Genomic DNA, 14,997 nt, shown 5'->3' on the forward strand with positions numbered 1-14,997 from the left:
TATCCTTGATCACTTTAGTCTGCGCCATGCACTTATTTGCGGCCAAGCACTTAAAACGGAAGTCATGTATCAACCTGTCGCGTTATTTATAGGCCTGCGCTACATGCGCGGGCGTGCTTCGGACCGCTTTGGGCGGTTTGTCTCCTGGTTATCCACCATCGGCATCACTCTCGGGGTGATGGCGCTGGTAACCGTCTTGTCAGTGATGAACGGTTTTGAGAAGGATCTGGAAGGTAACATTCTGGGTCTGATGCCTCAGGCGCTGATCACGGCACCGAACGGTTCAATCGACCCGCAGAAAATCACCCACGATCAGGTTTCCGCGCTGAAAAGCGTGAACCGCGCCGTGCCGCTGACCACCGGTGACGTGGTGCTGCAAAGCCCCGGCAGCGTGGCAGTGGGCGTCATGCTCGGCGTCGATCCTGACCAGAAAGATCCGCTGGCGAAATACCTGATTGGCGTCGCCCAGCAGGAACTGCAACCGGGCAAATACAACATCATTCTCGGCGACCAGCTGGCGCAACAGCTTAAAGTCCGTCGTGGCGATCAGCTGCGTATGATGGTGACCAGCGTCAGCCAGTTCACGCCGGTCGGGCGTGTGCCTAGCCAGCGCCTGTTTACCGTGATCGGAACTTTCTCCGCCAACAGCGAAGTCGATGGTTACCAGATGCTGGTGAATATTCAGGACGCGTCGCGCCTGATGCTATACCCGAAAGGCAACGTCACCGGCTGGCGATTATTCCTCGATAAACCGCTGGACGTCGATACCCTGAGCCAGCAAAAACTGCCGGACGGTGCCAGCTGGAAAGACTGGCGCGAGCGCCGCGGCGAGCTGTTCCAGGCCGTGCGCATGGAAAAAAATATGATGGGCTTGCTCCTCAGCCTGATCGTTGCCGTTGCCGCGTTTAACATTATTACATCGCTGGGTTTACTGGTGATGGAGAAACAGGCCGAAGTGGCGATTTTACAAACGCAGGGCCTGAGCCGCCGCCAGATTATGGCGCTGTTTATGGTGCAGGGCGCGAGTGCCGGTGTGATTGGCGCACTGCTCGGTGCTTTGCTCGGCGTGCTGCTCGCCACGCAGCTCAACTCGATTATGCCGGCCCTCGGTCTGATGCTGGATGGCGGTTCGCTGCCGGTCGACATTGAACCGGTACAGGTAGTGGTCATCGCGATTGTTGCGATGGCTATCGCTTTATTGTCAACGCTTTACCCTTCCTGGCGCGCTGCTGCCACCCACCCCGCAGAGGCTTTACGTTATGAGTAATTCTTTATTATTGCAGTGTGACAACCTCTGTAAGACTTATCAGGAAGGCAAAATGCATACCGATGTATTGCGCGACGTGAGTTTCGCGATGCAGCCGGGTGAGATGATGGCGATTGTCGGCACGTCCGGTTCCGGCAAAAGTACATTGCTGCATTTGCTGGGGGGGCTGGATTCTCCGACGTCTGGCGAGGTGATTTTTAAAGGCAAGTCGCTCAACGCGATGTCTTCTTCGGCGAAATCAGAACTGCGCAACCGCGAACTGGGCTTCATTTATCAGTTCCACCATTTGCTGCCGGACTTTACCGCGCTGGAAAACGTGGCGATGCCGCTGCTGATCGGCAAAAAGAAATCTGCTGAAGTGCAGGAGCGCGCAATGGCGATGCTGGAGGCCGTGGGTTTACAACATCGCAGCAATCACCGTCCTTCTGAGCTTTCCGGCGGCGAACGTCAGCGTGTGGCGATTGCCCGTGCGCTGGTCAATAATCCTTCTCTGGTGCTGGCGGATGAACCGACCGGTAACCTGGATCAGCGCAATGCCGACAGTATTTTTGAACTGCTGGGCGAGCTGAATGTGCGTCAGGGCACGGCATTTCTGGTGGTGACGCATGATTTGCATCTGGCGAACCGTCTGACACGTCAGCTGGAAATGCGTGACGGCAAGCTGCAGCAGGATTCGATGTTGCTGGGAGCGAAGTAATGTCAGGCATTCCATTTTCTTTAACGATTGGCCTGCGGTTCAGCCGTGGCCGTCGTCGCAGCGGCATGGTTTCACTGATTTCAGTGATTTCAACGTTGGGTATCGCGCTGGGCGTGGCGGTGCTGATCGTCGGGCTGAGTGCGATGAACGGCTTTGAGCGCGAGCTGAAAGAGCGTGTTCTGGCCGTCGTGCCGCACGGTGAAATCCGTCCGGTGAATCAGCCGTTTAATGACTGGCAGGGCGTGCTCGACCGTGTTGAAAAAGTGCCGGGTATTGTGGCCGCTGCGCCGTACATTCAGTTCAACGGACTGATTGAACACGGAGCAAAACTGCGTGCAATCCAGCTGAAAGGCGTGGATCCGCAGAGCGAACCGCGTGTCAGCGCCGCGCCGAAATTTGTGCAGAATAACGCCTGGCAAAACTTTAAAGCCGGGCAGCAACAGCTGATCCTCGGTAAAGGCGTGGCGGATGCGGTAGGAGTAAAACAGGGTGACTGGGTGACCGTGATGATCCCTAACAGTGACCCTGAAATGAAACTGTTGCAGCCAAAACGCATCCGTTTGCAGGTCGCCGGGATTTTACAACTCAGCGGCCAGCTTGATCACAGCCTCGGCATGGTGCCGCTGGCCGATGCGCAGCAATACCAGGATATGGGCACCAGCGTCACGGGCATTGATATCAAAGTGAATGATGTCTTTGCCGCGCAAAAACTGGTGCACGACGCCGGTGAAGTCACGCACGCTTACGTCTACATTAGTAGCTGGATTGGCACTTACGGCTACATGTACCGCGATATTCAGATGGTCCGCGCCATTATGTACATGGCGATGGTGCTGGTGATCGGCGTGGCCTGTTTCAACATCGTGTCGACGCTGGTGATGGCGGTAAAAGATAAAAGCAGCGATATTGCGATTTTGCGCACACTGGGCGCGAAAGATGGGCTTATCCGCGCTGTCTTCATCTGGTACGGTTTACTGGCGGGGCTGGTCGGCAGTGTCGCGGGCGTGGTGATTGGTGTGATTGCGTCGTTCCAGCTCACCAATATCGTCAACGGTTTGCAGAAACTTACCGGCCATCAGTTCCTGTCCGGGGATATTTATTTCATCGACTTCCTGCCTTCTGAAGTTCACTGGCTGGACGTCGGAGGCGTGCTGTTAACCGCGCTGGTGCTGAGTTTGCTGGCGAGCTGGTATCCGGCACGCCGCGCCAGCCGTATTGATCCCGCCCGCGTACTCAGCGGCGGCCAGTAACCATGGTTTACGCAACACAATCTTTCAGACACAGAGAGTAAGGAGCACTTCATGCGCACACGTCATCGTCTGTGTCGGTTTCGCAAAAACAAACGTATCCGGCATCAGCGTTTCCGGTCGAATATTTTCCACCGTGACTCAATGGCGGCGGCCTCGCTCAAAAAGCCGTTTGTGGTGGTGCTGACCGGTGCCGGGATTTCCGCTGAATCGGGGATCCGCACTTTCCGCGCCGCCGATGGTTTGTGGGAAGAACACCGCGTGGAAGACGTGGCGACGCCGGAAGGGTATCGCCGTGATCCGGAGCTGGTGCAGCGTTTTTATAATGAACGCCGCCGCCAGTTGCAGTCGGAAGATCTCAAACCGAACGCCGCGCACTATGCGCTGGCGACGCTGGAAGAAGCGCTCGGCGATAACTTTCTGCTGGTGACACAGAATATCGACAACCTGCATGAACGCGCAGGCAGCTCCCGCGTGATCCACATGCACGGCGAATTGCTCAAAGTGCGCTGCACGCAGTCAGGACAGATTCTGGACTGGCCGGGCGATTTAACCGTCGATGACCGCTGCCATTGTTGCCAGTTCCCTGCGCCGCTGCGTCCGCACATTGTCTGGTTTGGCGAAATGCCGCTGGGTATGGACGAAATTTATGATGCGCTGGCAAAAGCTGATTTCTTTGTGGCTATCGGCACGTCCGGGCATGTTTATCCGGCTGCCGGATTTGTACATGAAGCACGGATTGGCGGTGCCTGTGCCGTTGAGCTGAATCTGGAACCGAGCCAGGTTGAAAGCGAATTCGACATGAAGCATTACGGGCTGGCAAGTGAGGTGGTGCCCGAATTTGTGCATAAATTCCTGACCAAAAAAGATGAAGCCTGGCAATAAACCCGCCAGACCTGACGTTGCAGCCGAACTGGCGATGCCTGTTTCCCGTATTCTTCGGGAGTTCATCGCCAGTTGCAACGCCGGTAACTTAAGCGTTATTCATCTTTATCGCTAAAATTGCGCCCGCCCCGAAGAGTTATCCCGTTAAACTTGGTGAAAAATGACCTGACGCAATATTCACGGTTTTCATGCTGCGCATAATAAAACCCAGCCGCCAGAGGATACCTATATGGATAAGTTGCTTGATCGTTTTCTGAATTATGTTTCTTTCGATACCCAATCTAAGCCCAATGTTAAACATACGCCGAGCACCGACGGTCAGCTGAAGCTGGCGCAGGCACTGCGTAATGAACTGACTGAACTGGGATTTTCACAAGTTACGCTCAGTGATAAAGGCTGTGTAATGGCGACATTACCGGGCAATGTGGCCTGGAAAGTGCCGGTCATTGGCTTCATCTCTCATCTGGATACCGCCCCCGATTTCACCGCGAAACACGTTAATCCGCAGATTGTGGAAAATTACCGTGGCGGCGATATTGCACTGGGCAATGGCGATGAAATTTTATCTCCGGTGATGTTCCCGGTTCTGCATCAGTTGCTTGGCCATACGATCATTACCACCGATGGCAAAACGCTGCTGGGGTCTGACGATAAATCTGGCATTGCCGAAATTATTACCGCGATGGTGCGGCTGAAAAACAGCAATATCGCGCACGGTCCGGTGCGTATTGCCTTTACGCCGGATGAAGAAATCGGCAAGGGCGCGCAGAGTTTTGATGTTCCGGCCTTTGGCGCGGAATGGGCGTATACCGTGGACGGCGGTGGCGTGGGTGAGCTGGAGTTTGAGAACTTTAATGCCGCCTCGGCGACCATCAAGATTGTCGGCAACAACGTTCACCCGGGCAGCGCGAAAGGCGTGATGGTCAATGCGCTGTCGCTGGCGACGCGTTTCCACAATGAACTGCCGGTGGAAGAAACGCCTGAACATACTGATGGCTACGAAGGTTTCTATCACCTGACCACCATCAAGGGCAACGTTGAACGCGCGGAAATGCACTACATCATCCGTGATTTCGATAAAACGCAGTTCGAAGCCCGCAAACAGAAAATTATCGATATTGCGCACGTCGTGGGCAAAGGCCTGCACCGTGATTGTTATATCGAAGTGACGCTGGACGATCACTATTACAACATGCGCGAGAAAGTGGCCCAGCATCCGCACATTATTGCGCTGGCGCAGCAGGCGATGAAAGACTGCGATATTGAGCCGATCATGAAGCCGATCCGCGGTGGCACCGACGGCGCGCAGTTATCTTTCCGCGGCTTACCGTGCCCGAACATTTTCACCGGCGGCTATAACTTCCACGGTAAACATGAGTTTGTGACGCTGGAAGGCATGGAAAAAGCGGTATCCGTGATCATGCGTATCGCCGAGTTAACGGCGAAAGAAGCGCTGAAACACTAAGTTCCCGCAAACAAAAATCGGGTAAAACTGGCGGCAAAAAAAGGGGCGATGTCTGATGACATTGCCCCTTTTGTATTTGAATCAGTCGCGACGGTTAGTCGTTAAAGTACCAGTAACCGCTGTTCACCAGCGCGGAAAGCAACGCCAGGAATGACGGGTCATCCAGCGCATCGCCCAGCATTTCTTTGGTCACGGTTTTGTGGCGGGCAATCGCGTCCACCGCACCGATGTGTTCGGTAGTCATCGCTTCACCGTTGACATAACAAACGTCGCCGACGCGCAATACGCGCAGCCCGCCCAGACGTTCCAGTGTTTCGCCGGAGTCGAGCAGTTCGTAGATTTCACCGGCCTGATACGGCGGTTCCGGCGGGGCCAGATCCAGTTCGTGGCGCGACTGGGAAATAAACTCACCAAACCAGCTGTTGAAGTGCGCCGGGTTGCCAATCAGGTCCAGCATCATGCCGCGCAGTTTATCCAGTTCGGCAGGCTGAACTTCCGCCGGATTTTCGCGTTCCGCCAGATCCGGATCGCTGTAACGGTGGCTGCCCAGTTCACGGGAAAGCACGAAGTCGGCGAAACCGCTGACCATTTCACGCGCATTCGGCGCGCGGAATCCGACAGAATAGTTGAGGGAATTTTCCAGTGAATAGCCGTCGTGCGGGAAACCCGGCGGAATATATACGATATCGCCCGGTTCCAGTTCTTCATCGATAATGGCTTCAAACGGCTCAACCTGAAGCAGGTCCGGGTGCGGACAATGCTGTTTCATGGCGACTTTCTCGCCCACGCGCCAGCGGCGACGGCCCGTACCCTGAATGATAAAGACGTCGTACTGATCCAGATGCGGGCCAACGCCGCCGCCCGGAACAGAGAAGGAAATCATCAGGTCGTCCATCCGCCAGTCAGGAATATGGCGGAACGGCGTCATCAGATGGGAAGATGGCTCGTGCCAGTGATCAACCGCCTGAACCAGCACTGACCAGCCGTTTTCGCCCAGATGATCGTAGCTTTCGAAAGGCCCGTGGCTCACATTCCAGCGTCCGTCCTGATTACTGACCAGACGGCTGTCGACTTCGTTTTCCATCGCCAGACCCGCCAGCTCATCGGGAGAAATGGGATCGACGAAATTCTTGAAGCCGCGTTTTAAGACGACAGGACGTTTTTGCCAGTAGCGCTGAAGGAAATCGTTCCAGTCGAGGTCGAGTTGATAATCCATAATATATCCATGAGGGGAGGGAACTGTTAAGGATTATAACGGAAGGTGTTGCTGGTGCATTGGGCAATTACCCGCAAATTTAACGTTACGTGCAAGAAAGCAGCGAAATTTGCGGGCGAATGCAGCAGCATTTTGATTTGCGGACGGTTACTCCAGTTCGATGCCGTGCTGTAATCCGAAATGAACGTGCATGCTGGCACCGCCTAGCGGGCTGTCGCCGATGACAATTTTACCGTCGTACTGCTCGATAATGTCATTCGCCAGCGACAGGCCAAGACCTTGTCCCGGACGCAGCGTATCCGCGCGCTGACCCCGCTGGAAGATCACTTCACGCTTACTTTCCGGAATGCCTGGGCCGTCGTCCTCAATCAATATCACCAGTTCGTTTTCGGTATGAACGGCGCTGATTTCCACGAACTCAAGGCAGTATTTACAGGCGTTATCGATAACGTTGCCCATGACTTCCATGAAGTCATTTTTCTCGCCGACAAAGGTAATTTCCGGCGAGATATCGACCGTAATCACCACGCCTTTGCGCTGATACACTTTGTTGAGGGCAGAACATAATCCGTCAAGAATTGCGGGTACGGAATGCACTTCGCGGATCAGTAAATTCTGTTCCGAGCGCAGCGTGGCGCGGTGCAGGTAATAGCCAATCTGCTGAGAGATGCGGCTGATTTGTTCCAGCATGACCGGCTCGGCTTCTTCGATGGTCATCTGTTTGCCATTTCGCAGCGCGCGCAGCGTGGACTGCAACACTGCCAGCGGCGTTTTAAGGCTGTGCGTTAAATCCGCCAGCGTGGTGCGGTAACGGTCATATCGTCCGCGCTCGCCGTGCAGCAAAATATTGAGGTTTCGCACCAGCCCGCGCAGTTCACGCGGAGGATTTTCATCGAGCGATTCACGCTCATGGGTCTCCAGCTCGGCGACCTGATGAATCAGCTGTTTGATTGGCCGCAGGCTCCAGTAAGCCGCCAGCCACAGCAGCGGAACCACCAGCAACAGGTTCGCCAGCAGCACATAGCTGAACCATTCCCAGACCAGATCCGAGCGCTGTAATTCCTGCGGAATGGTATCGACCACCACGATATTGAGCGCCGGTAAACGCGATGTGGCGTTATACGTGTTGACCGCGATGGAGTGGGTCATCGCGTTGGCATCGGTGTCGTCGTAACTTTTCAGCTTGTCCTGTGCTTTCGGGTTATTGCCCAGCACTTCGCTGCTGATTTGCGTGTCGGTATCCAGTTCATAAAAGCCCGGTTTATTCATCCAGGCTTTATCAATATGCGCTTCGAGTTCGGGGATCCGGCGTTCTGCCCACAGCAGATTGCCTTCGCCGTCGTAAATAAAGACCAGCGTCGGGGAATTAAGATCCAGATCAGGCGGCACGTTAATGCTCAGCTTGTTGTCACGCCACTGCGCCAGACTGAAGAATAAGTTACTTTCACCGCGCAGGAGGCGGTAAGCAGTTTTGTCGAAACTCACCATATAGCCCACCACCGCCACCAGCCCGTAAGCCAGTGACAGGGCGAGCACGACCGCAGCGGTCGCCATCATAAAGCGGACGCGAAGAGAAAAAGGGTTCTTGGTACGTCCTTTCATGGCGCGTCCTTTTGAGGCGAAAACAGGCAATTACGGGCGGATATCGAAACGATAACCCTGGCCGCGCACGGTGGTAATAACATCAACCGGATGTTCGGCTTGCAGCTTTTTACGCAGGCGTCCCATCAGCACGTCGACGGTGTGGCTTTCGCGCAGCTCGGCGTCCGGGTAAAGCTGAAGCATCAGGGAATCTTTGCTGACGACTTTACCGGCGTTGCGGATCAGGGTTTCAATAATGGTGTATTCGAAAGCGGTCAGTTTGATCGGCTGCTCGTTGACGGTCAGCTCGCGGCGCGACAGGTCAATCTGAAACGGCTGAAGAGTGATGACCTGCGAGGCCAGGCCGCTGTTACGACGCATCAGCGCCTGCATGCGGGCCAGCACTTCTTCGAGGTGGAAAGGTTTGGTGACGTAATCGTCGGCACCGGCTTCCAGCACCGCGACTTTGTCCTGCCAGCTTTCACGGGCGGTCAGCACCAGAATCGGCAGATTGGTCTGATGACTGCGCCAGCGGCGGATCAGGCTCAGGCCGTCTTCGCCCGGCAGACCGAGATCGACAATCGCGATATCAGGCGCATGTTCGTGCAGGAAGTAATCCGCCTCTTTGGCGTCTTCCGCCGCATCAACCTGATGACCCATTTCCCGCAGCTGTACCGAGAGGTGGTGGCGTAGCAGTGCGTTATCTTCAATGACTAAAATTCGCATGGTGATTCCTTGTTCTCAGTACGCGGAAAATGATGACTAATTTGATGCGGTTAAGTCTAAATGATCCTGAAACATTTTAATCAACCCAGGCTCAACGCAGGGCGGAGAAACCTCAACAAAACATAAACGAATTATAAACGCCCTGAGCCGGGAGAAACATAAATTGTGAGGCAGATCGCTGATTAATATCAAAGGTATCATTAAGGTATTGTAAAGGTATCTCGAATGCCTGATTTCATCCGTTGCTTCCGGTGCCGGGGCACCGCGCGGATCCCTTACTCAGCAAGGATATAATAATGAAACGTACCCATCTGAAGCTGTCCGTTATGATGTTTATTGAGTGGTTTATCTGGGGCGCCTGGTTTGTGCCGCTCTGGCAATACCTCAATAAATTAGGTTTTAGTCCGTCGGAAATTGCCTGGTCTTACAGCAGCACGGCGATTGCGGCGATCCTTTCTCCGGTTCTGGTGGGCGTGATCGCAGACCGCTATTTTGCCGCTCAGAAAGTGCTCGGCTGGCTGTTGCTGGCCGGTGGCGTGCTGATGGGATTCATCGCGCTGCAAACCGAATTTTCGACGTTCTTCCCGCTGCTGGTGGTATACGCGATTACCTATATGCCGACCGTCGCACTGACCAACAGCATTGCGTTCGCCAACATCAATGACACCGAAAAGGATTTCCCGCGTATTCGTGTGCTCGGTACGCTGGGGTGGATTGCGTCCGGTCTGGTGATTGGTTTTGTGCTGCCGCCGCTGCTCGGGATGGGCAATATCTCTGATACCAGCCAGCCGCTGTGGATCACGGCGATTGCGTCATTTGCGCTGGGGATTTACAGCTTCTGGCTGCCGGATACACCGGCAAAAGGCAAAGGGCCGGTGGACATCAAAGCCCTGTTTGGCCTGAATGCGCTGGGTTTGCTGAAAGACCGGTCGTTTGCCATTTTCGCTGTATGTTCATTTCTTTTTTGCATGCCACTGGCGTTCTATTACCAGTTCGCCAACGGCTATCTGACGCAGGTTGGCTTGCCAAATGCCACCGGCTGGATGACGCTCGGGCAGGTGTCGGAAATCTTTGCAATGCTGGCGCTGCCGTTCCTGCTTAAACGCTTTGGCATCAAAAAAGTGCTGATGCTGGGCTTCATCACCGCCGCCATCCGTTACATCTTCTTCATCTACGGCGGCACGGCTGACGTCTGGGCCTACAGCATGTTGTTCCTCGGCATTTTGCTGCACGGTGTCAGTTACGATTTCTATTTCGTCACCGGCTATATCTATGTCGATAAAAAAGCGCCGCCGCATATGCGCACCGCCGCGCAGGGCCTGATCACGCTGATTTGTCAGGGGTTGGGCAGTTTTATCGGCAACTGGCTCGGTGGCCGGGCGATGACCACCTTCGCGCTGAGTACACCAAAAAATGGCATGACCTTCGACTGGTTTGCCGTCTGGGGTGTCGGCGCAATTATGGTGGCGGGCGTGATGCTGCTGTTCCTGCTGTTCTTCCGTGAACGCAGCAAAACGATTACACCGGTCAGTCTGAGCGCCTCTTCTTAAACGACACATTTTTCATTTCTGGCGGGCAGGCAGCCCGCCGTAATTTTATTTCGGGAGATTTATCGATGACACAACCAGGACTTGAGAGCCGCATGCTCGGCGCGTTGTACGGACAAATGCTGGGCGATGCGCTGGGCATGCCGTCAGAGTTGTGGCCGCGTGAGCGCGTCAAAAAACATTTCGGCTGGATCGACCGTTTCCTCGATGGCCCGGCGGAAAACAATGCGGCCTGTTATTTCACGGCGGCGCAGTTTACCGATGACACTTCGATGGCGCTGGCACTGGCCGATGCGCTGCTGGAAGCGGATGGCAAAGTCGTACCGGAGCTGATCGCACGCAACGTGATCCGTTGGGTGGACAGCTTCGACGCCTTCAACAAAAACATTCTCGGGCCAAGCTCCAAACTGGCGCTGGCGGAGCAAAAAAAAGGTGTCGCGATTGATGCGCTGGAAAACAATGGCGTGACCAATGGTGCGGCGATGCGCGTTTCCCCGCTCGGCTGCGTGCTGCCTTCGGCTCCGCTGAAACATTTCTGTGAGCAGGTCTGGCTGGCCTCCAGCCCGACGCACAAATCAGATATTGCCGTTGCCGGCGCGGTGGTGATTGCCTGGGCGGTGTCGCGCGCCATTGAAGGGGCGGGCTGGGCGGAAATCCGTCTGGCGCTGCCGGACATCGCAAAATACGCGCAGACACGGGAATCGACCACGTTCAGCGCGTCTCTGGCAGCGCGAATCGAGCTGGCGTTTGATACGGTGGCGAAAGCCGAAGGCACGGAACAGGCGTCGGAAGCGGTGTATCAGCGGGTTGGCGCGGGCGTCAGCACCATTGAATCTGTACCTGCGGCGCTGGCGATGGTGGAGCTGGCGGGAACCTGCCCGAACCAGTGTGCCATTTTATGCGCCAATCTTGGCGGCGACACCGACACCATCGGCGCGATGGCGACGGCCATTTGTGGCGCGCTAAACGGCATTGAAGCATTCAAAAAAGAGTGGCTGGATGAACTGAAACGGGTGAATCCGCAGGACATGACCCGCTACAGCGACGCATTTCAGCGTTTTCGCCGCAACGCGCAGGAGGCCGGATGAGCCAGACGCACCGTGAACTTTTGCAGACACTGACGCAGGGCGACTGGCACCAGCAATCGCCGGTTCTCGTCATCGGTGCGGCGGTGATGGATATGGTTGCGCGCGCGGATGCGTTGCCGGAGCGCGGCGGTGATATTGCCGCCGACGTGACCGGTTTTCATCTCGGCGGCTGCGCATTGAATATCGCGCTGGGGCTGAAACAACTGGGAATTCACAGCCAGAATCTTTTGCCCGTCGGCGAAGGGATGTGGAGCGACCGTCTGCGCAAGGAGATGGCGGCGCGCGAAATTGTGTCTGATTTGCAGGTGAAAGGCGCGGACAACGGCTGGTGTCTGGCGCTGGTGGAACCTGACGGCGAGCGCACGTTTATCTCCGTCGACGGTATCGAAAATCAGTGGCAGCCTGCATGGCTGGCGCAGGCAACACCGCAAAACGGGCTGGTGTACGTTTCCGGTTATCAGCTGGGCGCAAAACAGGGCACGGTGCTGACGGACTGGCTCGACACCTTACCAGAAGCCGTGCGGGTGCTGGTGGATTTTGGCCCGCGTCTGGATGTGATGCCCAAAGAGCGCGTCGAACGGCTGATCCGCCCCGGTGTGATCCTGACGCTGAATCAGCGCGAAGCGGCCATACTCGGTTTTGCCGGTGACGCAGAAAGTTTCTGCCGTCAGTTGCATGAGAAAACCCGCGAACTGGTGGTTTTACGCTGCGGTGAGCAGGGCAGTTATTATTATGGTTCAGCGGACGATTGCGGATGGATCGCGGCGCGGAAAATTACCGTGGCCGACAGCATCGGGGCGGGCGACAGCCATTGCGCCGGTTTACTGGCCGGGCTTTCGCTGGGGCTGACGCACTGGCAAAGCATGATGCTGGCGAACTGCGTGGCGGCTTACGTGGTTTCACAACCGGGCGGAGATTGCGCGCCAACGCTGTCGCAGCTGATTTCTTCACTGGACAGCGTCAGTTAGAAAACGGTCAGTCTTCGCTGACGAATTCGTACATGTCACTGCGGCAAAAACTTTCGCTGTATTCAATCGGGCGGTTTTGCCCGTCGAACAGCGTTTGTTTGATGATAAGCAGTGGCATCGCCTCTTTCAGCTGCAATGCCTGCAAGGTTTCCGCGTCGCTCATCGCCGCACTGACGCGGCTTTGCAGCGCGCCGAGCTCAATATTATTGCGACCAAAATAGTCATAGAGCGAAACGCCGATTTCCTCGACGTCGCGGATGGCGTCCATGATGACGTAGGAAACTGCTACCGACATCGGGCGTGTATCAATGTAGTGAATGCGTTTAAGCATGTAGACCGGCGTGTTTTCGGTAATCGCCAGTTTGCTGGCAATCAGCGCCGAGGCGGGCACCTGATCGCGGCTGATCCACAGTGTATCCGGCTTGCGCCCCTGAAGCATGACTTCCCGGGAAAACCCTTTCACTCCGGCCAGCGAATAAGCCAGGCGGGCATCGGTCGCTTTTTTGATAAAGGTGCCGTAACCCCGCGAGCGCCCGATATGGCCGTCTTCTTCCAGCCTGGCGAGCGCCTTTCGCACGGTGATACGCGAAATGCCCAGAATTTCAGTGAACTGGCGTTCGCTCGGCAGAAAATCACCATCCTGCAAGATGCCTGCTTCCATTGCCTGACGTACCGATTCGTTAAAGCACAAATACAGGGGCATTGTGCCCGCCTGAGCCAGATCGGTTTTCAGTTTTTCCAGCACCTGCTGGTTGGTGTCCATGCTCATGAAGTCGGTCTTCCAATGCGGGGGGAATGGGCTCTATTTTAGAAGGACAGAGATTTTTTGCAGTGACATTTTGCGCGTCGCGGTCACATAAAAAAGGCGACCCGGAGGTCGCCTGATAGAGGTCACACATAATACGTGAGCAAAGATTTACTTCAGCTCGTCAACCATGGTCGTCGCGCGGCCAATGTAATTGCCCGGCGTCATGGCTTTCAGGCGCACTTTCTCTTCTTCCGGTAATTCCAGAGAATCGATAAAGGCCTGCATACCTGCCGCATCAACACGTTTACCACGGGTCAGCTCTTTCAGCTTCTCGTAAGGTTTTTCGATGCCGTAACGACGCATCACGGTCTGGATTGGCTCAGCCAGCACTTCCCAGTTGTGATCCAGTTCGTTTGCCAGATTCGCTTCGTTAACTTCCAGCTTGCTGACGCCTTTGAGGGTGGCCTGATATGCAATAAGCGCATAACCCAGACCCACGCCGAGGTTACGCAGCACGGTGGAGTCGGTCAGGTCACGCTGCCAGCGGGAAACCGGCAGTTTGCTGGCCAGATGCTGCAACACCGCGTTGGACAAGCCAAGGTTGCCTTCGGAGTTTTCGAAGTCAATCGGGTTCACTTTGTGCGGCATGGTGGAAGAACCGATTTCGCCAGCAATGGTGCGCTGTTTGAAGTGGTTCAGGGCGATGTAACCCCAGATGTCGCGGTCGAAGTCGATCAGGATGGTGTTGAAACGCGCCACACAGTCAAACAGTTCGGCAATGTAGTCGTGCGGCTCGATCTGTGTGGTGTACGGGTTCCAGTTAATGCCCAGAGAAGTCACGAACTCTTCGCTGAATTTATGCCAGTCCACTTCCGGGTACGCCACGATGTGGGCATTGTAGTTGCCAACGGCACCGTTGATTTTGCCGAGGATTTCGACGTTTTGCAGTTGTCTGAACTGGCGATCCATACGGTAGGCGACGTTAGCCAGCTCTTTACCGATAGTGGATGGCGTAGCAGGCTGACCATGAGTGCGCGACAGCAGCGGAATGTCACGGTGTTTGTGCGCCAGATCTTTAATCCCATCAATGATCTGTTTCCAGTACGGCAGCACCACGTCCTGACGTGCGGTTTGCAACATCAGCGCGTGGGAAAGGTTATTGATGTCTTCAGACGTACAGGCAAAGTGAATGAACTCGGACACCGCGTGCAGGGCAGGGATACCGGCCACTTTTTCTTTCAGGAAATACTCAACCGCTTTGACGTCATGGTTGGTGGTTTTTTCGATGTCTTTAATGCGCTGAGCGTCATTCACATCAAAATTGGCCACTAACTGGTCGAGGAAAGCGTTTGCGTCGGCATCAAAAGCAGGAACTTCCTTGATTTCTGCACAGGCTGCCAGTTTTTGCAGCCAACGTACTTCAACCTGCACACGGAATTTCAGCAGGCCAAATTCGCTGAAAATAGTACGCAGCGCGCTGACTTTATCACCGTAGCGTCCATCAACGGGGGAAACGGCGGTCAGTGAGGATAATTCCATCGGTAGCAACTCCTGGGGTCTTA

The 14,997-nt window shown here is 55.2% G+C and carries 13 protein-coding genes; 8 read left to right on the forward strand and 5 right to left on the reverse strand.

What is annotated here, in order from left to right:
* Window positions 1-64: 64 nt before the first annotated feature.
* From lolC to pepT, 5 genes are all read left to right on the forward strand, one after another.
* Window positions 65-1,267 carry a lipoprotein-releasing ABC transporter permease subunit LolC gene (gene lolC / locus KWG64_RS18065; protein ID WP_218522686.1) on the forward strand — a complete coding sequence of 401 codons (1,203 nt, stop codon included), beginning with the start codon at window positions 65-67 and terminating at the stop codon, window positions 1,265-1,267.
* Window positions 1,260-1,964, forward strand: coding sequence for a lipoprotein-releasing ABC transporter ATP-binding protein LolD (gene lolD, locus KWG64_RS18070; protein WP_152325621.1), 705 nt, complete (start codon window positions 1,260-1,262; stop codon window positions 1,962-1,964). The genes lolC and lolD overlap by 8 nt, the downstream gene beginning before the upstream one ends.
* A complete protein-coding gene (gene lolE / locus KWG64_RS18075; RefSeq protein WP_195814009.1) occupies window positions 1,964-3,214 on the forward strand; it encodes a lipoprotein-releasing ABC transporter permease subunit LolE in 1,251 nt (416 codons plus the stop codon). Before lolD ends, lolE begins: the two co-directional genes overlap by 1 nt.
* Before the next feature lie 51 nt (window positions 3,215-3,265).
* Complete coding sequence (cobB, locus tag KWG64_RS18080; RefSeq protein ID WP_195814008.1) at window positions 3,266-4,096, forward strand: Sir2 family NAD+-dependent deacetylase; 831 nt, start codon at window positions 3,266-3,268, stop codon at window positions 4,094-4,096.
* A gap of 229 nt (window positions 4,097-4,325) precedes the next feature.
* The gene (gene pepT / locus KWG64_RS18085) at window positions 4,326-5,561 is read left to right on the forward strand and encodes a peptidase T (RefSeq protein ID WP_218522687.1); all 1,236 of its coding nucleotides are present in this window, start codon (window positions 4,326-4,328) and stop codon (window positions 5,559-5,561) included.
* A gap of 94 nt (window positions 5,562-5,655) precedes the next feature.
* On the opposite strand, the gene KWG64_RS18090 is transcribed toward pepT, so the two are convergent.
* The 3 genes from KWG64_RS18090 to phoP form a co-directional block, all read right to left on the reverse strand.
* Window positions 5,656-6,777, reverse strand: a complete 1,122-nt coding sequence (locus KWG64_RS18090; RefSeq protein WP_195814007.1) for a cupin domain-containing protein — start codon at window positions 6,775-6,777, stop codon at window positions 5,656-5,658.
* Between the two features lie 147 nt (window positions 6,778-6,924).
* A complete protein-coding gene (gene phoQ / locus KWG64_RS18095) occupies window positions 6,925-8,379 on the reverse strand; it encodes a two-component system sensor histidine kinase PhoQ (protein ID WP_195814006.1) in 1,455 nt (484 codons plus the stop codon).
* A 30-nt stretch (window positions 8,380-8,409) separates the two neighbouring features.
* Window positions 8,410-9,084, reverse strand: a complete 675-nt coding sequence (gene phoP / locus KWG64_RS18100; RefSeq protein WP_095921366.1) for a two-component system response regulator PhoP — start codon at window positions 9,082-9,084, stop codon at window positions 8,410-8,412.
* Window positions 9,085-9,380: 296 nt separating this feature from the next.
* Between phoP and KWG64_RS18105 the strand changes: the two genes are divergently transcribed.
* From KWG64_RS18105 to KWG64_RS18115, 3 genes are all read left to right on the forward strand, one after another.
* A complete protein-coding gene (locus tag KWG64_RS18105; protein ID WP_218522688.1) occupies window positions 9,381-10,634 on the forward strand; it encodes a nucleoside permease in 1,254 nt (417 codons plus the stop codon).
* 65 nt (window positions 10,635-10,699) lie between these two features.
* Window positions 10,700-11,719, forward strand: a complete 1,020-nt coding sequence (locus tag KWG64_RS18110; RefSeq protein WP_218522689.1) for an ADP-ribosylglycohydrolase family protein — start codon at window positions 10,700-10,702, stop codon at window positions 11,717-11,719.
* A complete protein-coding gene (locus KWG64_RS18115; RefSeq protein ID WP_218522690.1) occupies window positions 11,716-12,687 on the forward strand; it encodes a PfkB family carbohydrate kinase in 972 nt (323 codons plus the stop codon). The genes KWG64_RS18110 and KWG64_RS18115 overlap by 4 nt, the downstream gene beginning before the upstream one ends.
* Before the next feature lie 7 nt (window positions 12,688-12,694).
* Here KWG64_RS18115 and KWG64_RS18120 read toward each other — a convergent pair whose 3' ends face one another.
* A complete protein-coding gene (locus tag KWG64_RS18120; RefSeq protein WP_218522691.1) occupies window positions 12,695-13,456 on the reverse strand; it encodes a GntR family transcriptional regulator in 762 nt (253 codons plus the stop codon).
* A gap of 147 nt (window positions 13,457-13,603) precedes the next feature.
* Window positions 13,604-14,974 (reverse strand): adenylosuccinate lyase, encoded by a 1,371-nt coding sequence (gene purB, locus KWG64_RS18125; protein WP_218522692.1) that lies wholly within the window; start codon window positions 14,972-14,974, stop codon window positions 13,604-13,606.
* Window positions 14,975-14,997: the final 23 nt, after the last annotated feature.

Origin of the sequence: Rahnella sp. PD12R (assembly GCF_019200965.1) — a bacterium.
GTDB classification, from domain to species: Bacteria; Pseudomonadota; Gammaproteobacteria; order Enterobacterales; family Enterobacteriaceae; genus Rahnella; species Rahnella laticis.